Below are 6,573 nucleotides of genomic sequence, written 5' to 3'. Positions count from 1 at the left end.
CATAAAATCTGATATAGAAGAGGCTTTGGATACTATATTTGAAAAACTCGGTAAAAGAAGTGATGAGGTAATTTATGATTTTGTTGAGGAAAAATCGAAAAAAGTAATGATTTCAAATATAGTGTATATAGAAAGTTCATTGCATAGAATAAGTTTTCATGTTTATGAGGATGGAAGAGATAAAATATATACAATCTATAAAAAGATGGATGATATTGAAATAGAATTTAAGGCAGAGGAATTAGTTAGGGTTCATCAGAGTTTTATTGTTAATATGAAATATGTATGTGATATAAAAAGGTATTGTGTTAAGCTGATAAATTCTATTGAAATTCCTGTTTCAAAACAGAGATATAAAAATGCTATTTTGGAATATGCAAGGCAAAAGGGAGAGATTTAATGAGTGTATATCAGAACTATGTGATGATATTTATTGAGATGTCAAGTTTTTTGATATTTAACACAGCTTTTTCGGAATTTAAGTTGAGATTTCCGAAATGGGTACATATCATATGGCTTTTTGTTATGTCATCAGTGGGATTTGTTATAGATGGTGTATTTGTACAAAATTTTTTTTTAAAGCAAATGGCAATTATTATAGTTTTTATAATTGGAAGTATTGTAATTGGAAAGAAAAGTTTAAAAAATGCAGTTATTATATCAACATTATTTGATTTTATATTTTTAGCTGCTGATATGATTACTATATTGATAGACAGAGATGTATTTCAGATTGATATGAATGGACAAAGTCATATAGATGCATTTGTAACATTGATGAGTAAGTCTGTGTTGCTTATATTTGTGCTTATATTCAAAAAAATTGGGAGTAACAGATGTTTTCATATCAGTGGAGACAGAGATGTCTTATTTTTTTCGGTTTTTCCCTTAATATCATCAGGGGCAATTGCAGGTGTACTTAAATGCGGAGTTGGTTTGAAGTCAGAAAGTGAAATACAATTTGCATGGGTTGTGTTAGTCAGTCTTATTGCAATGAATATTCTTATAATTTTTTTTATGGATGACCTTGCTGAAAAGGCAATGCTGAAACAGGAAAGACTTATATTTGAGATGGATGCAAAAAGACAGCAGGAGATGTATAATTCATGGGAAGAAAAAATTATGCAGCAAAGAAGTATTTCACATGAGTACAGAAATAATTTGCTTTACATGAGTGCGTTACTTGAGCAAGGGGAATACAGAAAGTTATCTGATTATCTAAAAGAAGCCAGTGGTGCAGATATGAGGGGAATGGACGTAATAAATACAAACAATTCGGTTATCAATGTTATAATGAATACTAAATATTATGAGGCAAAAAAAGCAGGGGCATCATTTATATGTAAGATTAATAATTTATCAGGAATTACAATGAAAGAAACAGACATTATATTATTGTTATCGAATTTATTAAATAATGCGATAGAAGCAGTAGAAAAATGTTTGGATAAGAAAATGATAAAAGTTAAAATAGTCATAGAAAATAATAAATTTATTGTTTCTGTATGGAATACATTTAACGGAGAGATAAAAAGAGAGGGAGACATATTAAAAACTACTAAAAAAGAAAATGCAGTTTTTCATGGTATAGGTCTTAAAAATGTTGTGAGAATTGCAGAAAAATACAATGGATTGTATTTATTTGAACCTCGTGGAGAAGAGTTTAGTGCTATTGTCATAATACCTATGGATATTCATTACTCTGAAAACAAAAGCCGGTAGAATTTATTCTACCGACAATTCACTAAACAGGAAACTATATATTTTTTCATTCTTTTTTTTGAAATTTTCACAGACCTGAAGTGCTTCTTCCTCTGTCGGGACATTTATTGCAACTTCCAAAAGAGTGCTTCCACGTTCTACCAAAGAACAGCGTGCGATGTACTCTTTATTTTTTACATGAGTGTAATCAGTGTGAATAGATGTACTTTCGACAATATTTACCCTGTTTTCAGAAAGATATTTTCTAATCTGTGCTTTTGTGTCGTCAGGAAGCTGTTTCCCGAAAAATGTAAGAATTTCCTGACCGGCAGGCATTATCTTATAATATGATGTTGAGTGTGTCTGCTCGCTTTCTATCATATTGTCTTCAAGGAGATTTGTAAGAGTTTCCTGAATTGAAAAGTAATCAGTATAATTATTTCGTAATATAAAATCAGAAATAATAGCGTTTGACATTGGCTGTCTTGTCAGACTTAAAAAATAAAGTATTATAAGTTTATACAGCTTGCGTGATTCCGGTGTCATTAAAACCCTCCATTTCTTTTAGATGTACTCTTGAAATTCTTAGTCCAGAAGATTCCGGGAGTACATTTGTTTTTTGAGTGAGATTATATATTTTTGACAGATTACATATAGTTTTGTCCCTGATAAATTTCACGTATCTTTAATTCGTGGCTAAGGGTATTTAAAACCAATCGTTTGTTTTTGCTCCATTCGGGGGCTATAAGCAAATCTTTTGGTCCGTCTCCGGTTAGTCTGTGTATTACGATGTCCGGGGAGAGCCTTGTTATACATTCACATAATATATCAATATATTCATCTGGTGTTAATATCTTAAAATTTCCCATCATATCAGCAAGTGCGGTATTTTTTAAAACATGGAGAAGCTGCAATTTTATTCCCTGAATATCCATTTTGTTAAGATAATCAATCGTTTCATATAAATCCGTTGCTTTTTCGCCGGGAAGTCCTATTATGACGTGGACAATAACAGTGATATTTCTTTTCCTTAGTTCGTGAACAGAGTTTTCAAATACACTCAGTTGGTAGCCTCGGTTTATAAGTTTTGCTGTCTTTTCATGTATTGTCTGGAGACCAAGCTCTACCCAGACAGGTTTTATCTTGTTTAACTTTTCGAGAAGATTGTATATATCTTCATTAAAACAATCTGGTCTTGTTCCGATTGACAAAGCACAGACTTCAGGATGTTTTATCGCCTGTGAAAATATATTTTCGAGATATGTGACAGGGGCATATGTATTTGAAAATGACTGAAAATATGCAATAAATTTTTTGCCGACATATTTATTACTTGTCTCAAGTTTTTTTATGGCTGTATTGATTTGAACGGTCACATCATTGTTGGCATTTTTCAGGGTTGCAAAATCACCTGAACCGCCATTGCTGCAAAATATACAGCCGCCTGTGGAGACAGTGCCGTCACGGTTTGGACAGCTCATGCCTCCGTCAAGGGCAACTTTATATGTTTTTTCGCCAAATGTTTCCTTTAAGTAATAATCAAGAGAGTAATAAGGTTTTTCACCCCATCTTTTGATTGATTTATTTTTTCTCATCAGATTAGATATTTGCCTTTACTGCTTCAGAAACTACTTTTGCAACACGAGGGTCAAAGGCTTCAGGCATGATGTTGTCCTCATTTAAGTCTTTTTCATCTACAAGACCTGCGATTGCAAGAGCTGCTGCAAGTTTCATTTCCTCAGTAATCTGTTTTGCGTGGCCTTCAAGTGCGCCTTTGAAAATACCTGGGAATGCAACAACATTGTTTACCTGGTTAGGGAAATCTGAACGGCCTGTTCCGACAACTCTTGCACCTGCCTTCTTTGCAACGTCAGGCATGATTTCAGGAACAGGATTTGCCATAGCAAAGAGAATTGCATCTTTATTCATGCTTTTAACCATTTCTTCGGAAACGATACCTGGAGCCGATACACCGACAAATATGTCTGCACCTTTAAGGGCATCTGCGAGAGTGCCTGTCTTGCCGGTAAGGTTTGTGACTTCCATCATTTCTTTCTGCATCCAGTTGAGTTCATCGCTTGTTTTGCTGAGAATACCTGATTTGTCACACATCACAACATCTTTAAAACCATAGCGGAGAAGAAGTTTTGTGATTGCAACTCCGGCAGAACCGGCACCGTTTACAACAACATGGCATTCTTCTTTTGTTTTTCCGACAACTTTAAGACCATTGATTATACCTGCGAGAACAACGATGGCAGTACCATGCTGGTCATCATGGAAAACAGGAATATCAAGAGCCTCTTTTAATCTTGTCTCTATCTCAAAACATCTTGGAGCGGATATATCTTCAAGGTTGATACCGCCGAAAGCAGGGGCAATATTTATTACGGTTTTAATAATTTCTTCTGTATCCTGAGTATCAAGGCAGATAGGGAATGCATTGACATCACCAAACTCCTTGAATAAAACAGCCTTCCCTTCCATAACAGGCATAGCAGCCTCAGGACCTATATTGCCTAAACCAAGAACAGCACTTCCGTCGGAAACAACGGCGACGGTATTAGATTTGATGGTATAGTTGTAAGCTTCTTTTTTGTCCTTAGCAATTATTTTACAAGGCTCAGCAACACCGGGGGTATATGCGATAGCAAGGTCTTCTCTTGATTTCACATGACATTTAGGTGTCGTGTCAATTTTTCCGTTCCATTCTTTGTGAAGTGCAATAGCTTTTTCGCTGTTTGTCATTTTTTATATCCTCCATTTGGTTTTATTTTATCAGGCAGCTGCCTGATTTTTTTATTTGTGTATAGGAAATCTATTTAATATAAGAATAACATATTTGAAATATTTGGTCAAAAATATAAAAGAGTGTTGACTTTTTTTGAAAACTGTATTACAGTATTATTGTACTAAGCGAGTAATACAATAATACAACGAGAGGAAAGGAGGATATATGATTGGTTTGGAAATTTAATGATGAACAGCCTATTTATCAGCAGATAATCAGTCAGATAAAAGAGCGTATAGTAGCGGGGGAGTGGAAAGCTGGAGATAAATTAAAGTCAGTCAGGGAGCTGGCACTTGAGGCTGGTGTAAATCCGAACACAATGCAGAAAGCACTTGCAGAGCTGGAGAGGGAAGGTCTTGTTTATTCTCAGAGAACAGCGGGGCGTTTTGTTTCGGACAGTAAGGAAAAGACGGATAAATTGCAGGAGGAGATGACCATGGAATGTATAAAGACATTTGTTGTCCAAATGGAAAAGATGGGATATGCAAAAGAGCAGATAATAGAACTTCTCAAAAAATATATAAGTGAGAATTAAAAATGGGGGTGGAATAAAATGATATTGGAATGTGAGAAATTATCAAAGAACTATGGTGGTTTAAGGGCGTTGGATGAGTTGAATCTTAAACTGGAAAGCGGAAAGATTGTCGGATTGCTTGGTCCGAACGGTTACGGTAAGACAACACTTATAAAAATATTGAGTGGACTTTTGCGTCAGGATAAAGGGACTGTTTTAATAGATGGCAAAAAGGTGGGAGTGGAAACGAAAAAAATTGTATCATATCTTCCGGAAAGAGGTTATCTTTCTCCGGGGATGAAAATTAGAGACGTAGCAAAATTTTTTGAAGAGTTTTATGAGGACTTTGATATTAAAAGAGCAAATGCAATGATTGATGAACTCGGTCTTGACAGGGAGAGCAGACTGAAATCACTTTCAAAAGGAAACAGGGAAAAAGTCCAGCTTATTATGGTCATGAGCAGAAAAGCAAAATTATATCTTCTTGATGAACCGATGGGAGGCGTTGACCCGGCAGCAAGAGATTATATTTTAAAGACGATTATAAGCAATTATTCCGAGGATGCTACTGTTATTATATCTACACATCTGATTCAGGATGTTGAACAGATACTTGATGAGGTGGTTTTCTTAAAAGAAGGAAAAGTGATGTTCCACAGGGATGTGGATGAACTTAGAATGGAAGAAAAAAAATCAGTTGATGCTTTGTTCAGGGAGGTGTTCTCATGTTAAGAAAACTTATAAAATATGATATAAAGTCAAATATAAAAATTGTTGCAGGTACTTACAGTTTTATACTGCTGTTAGCAATGTTACACTTGATAATGGATAAATTTACTAAGATATATCCGGGAGCAATTCAGTGGATGGCGTTGGAAGAGCTTACGTTCGTGCTACATATTTTAGGCATAGCAGCCGGATTTGGAGTTACAATGGTGGCATGTGTTTTACATTTCAGAAAAAACATGTTTAAAGACGAAGGATATCTGACACATACATTGCCGGTAAGTGAGGGAGAAATATTTACCGGAAAATTCTTATCAGCACTCATATTGTTTCTTGTAAATGTGGCAGGAACCTATATTACAGTGGCTGTATCGACAGGTAAATTATCATGGTGTTTTACAATCCTGAAAAAAATGACGGAAAGTATGAGAGAAAGCGGATTTGACACTGCTTGTATGTGGCTTACTGCAGCTTCGCTGACAGTAGGAATGGTATATGGTATAAGCCAGATATTTGGAGCTATAACAATAGGATATTCATTTGGAAAGAAAATGAATAAAGATATACTCTCTTTTATTGTATACTTTGCAGGTTATCTGATCATGCAGATGATTTCAATAGTACTGCTTGCAGTAGTATCAGTATCTAGAGGATTTGTTGGTGCTGATGTCACTAACGTAGTTAATATAGGGGGCTATGTAAAAGATGTGATTAGTGGAAGCCTTGTGATAATGATAGTGATGACTGTAGTATATTATGCTGTGAGTGTATTTCTGTTGAATAGAAAACTTAATCTTGACTAAGTTAAATCAGCCATAGCGAAAATATTTCATTTAAAGCT

General features: G+C 34.9%; 8 protein-coding genes. 5 read left to right on the top strand and 3 right to left on the bottom strand.

Annotated elements, in window-relative coordinates; genetic code table 11:
- Positions 1-400 (top strand): LytR/AlgR family response regulator transcription factor (locus ACZLXV_RS12365; RefSeq protein ID WP_482383616.1); only part of this gene is annotated, 400 nt, incomplete at its 5' end.
- A complete protein-coding gene (locus ACZLXV_RS12360; RefSeq protein WP_022224700.1) occupies positions 400-1,722 on the top strand; it encodes a sensor histidine kinase in 1,323 nt (440 codons plus the stop codon). The genes ACZLXV_RS12365 and ACZLXV_RS12360, both read left to right, overlap by 1 nt.
- A 3-nt stretch (positions 1,723-1,725) precedes the next feature.
- Here ACZLXV_RS12360 and ACZLXV_RS12355 read toward each other — a convergent pair whose 3' ends face one another.
- From ACZLXV_RS12355 to ACZLXV_RS12345, 3 genes are all read right to left on the bottom strand, one after another.
- A complete protein-coding gene (locus tag ACZLXV_RS12355) occupies positions 1,726-2,247 on the bottom strand; it encodes a DUF4364 family protein (RefSeq protein WP_022224699.1) in 522 nt (173 codons plus the stop codon).
- A gap of 101 nt (positions 2,248-2,348) precedes the next feature.
- Positions 2,349-3,296, bottom strand: a complete 948-nt coding sequence (gene mnmL / locus ACZLXV_RS12350) for a tRNA modification radical SAM protein MnmL/YtqA (RefSeq protein ID WP_482383615.1) — start codon at positions 3,294-3,296, stop codon at positions 2,349-2,351.
- A gap of 4 nt (positions 3,297-3,300) precedes the next feature.
- The gene (locus tag ACZLXV_RS12345; RefSeq protein WP_022224696.1) at positions 3,301-4,449 is read right to left on the bottom strand and encodes an NAD(P)-dependent malic enzyme; all 1,149 of its coding nucleotides are present in this window, start codon (positions 4,447-4,449) and stop codon (positions 3,301-3,303) included.
- A gap of 212 nt (positions 4,450-4,661) precedes the next feature.
- Between ACZLXV_RS12345 and ACZLXV_RS12340 the strand changes: the two genes are divergently transcribed.
- From ACZLXV_RS12340 to ACZLXV_RS12330, 3 genes are read left to right on the top strand one after another with little or no spacing between them, the layout of a single operon-like run.
- Positions 4,662-5,027, top strand: a complete 366-nt coding sequence (locus ACZLXV_RS12340) for a GntR family transcriptional regulator (RefSeq protein ID WP_022224695.1) — start codon at positions 4,662-4,664, stop codon at positions 5,025-5,027.
- Positions 5,028-5,045: 18 nt separating this feature from the next.
- Positions 5,046-5,738 carry an ABC transporter ATP-binding protein gene (locus tag ACZLXV_RS12335; RefSeq protein WP_482383614.1) on the top strand — a complete coding sequence of 231 codons (693 nt, stop codon included), beginning with the start codon at positions 5,046-5,048 and terminating at the stop codon, positions 5,736-5,738.
- Positions 5,732-6,535: a hypothetical protein gene (locus ACZLXV_RS12330; protein ID WP_482383613.1), complete on the top strand. Its 804-nt coding sequence runs from the start codon at positions 5,732-5,734 to the stop codon at positions 6,533-6,535. Before ACZLXV_RS12335 ends, ACZLXV_RS12330 begins: the two co-directional genes overlap by 7 nt.
- Positions 6,536-6,573: the final 38 nt, after the last annotated feature.

It is taken from the genome of Butyribacter sp. (assembly GCF_056818865.1).
This window is presented reverse-complemented; position numbering and strand designations above follow the sequence as displayed.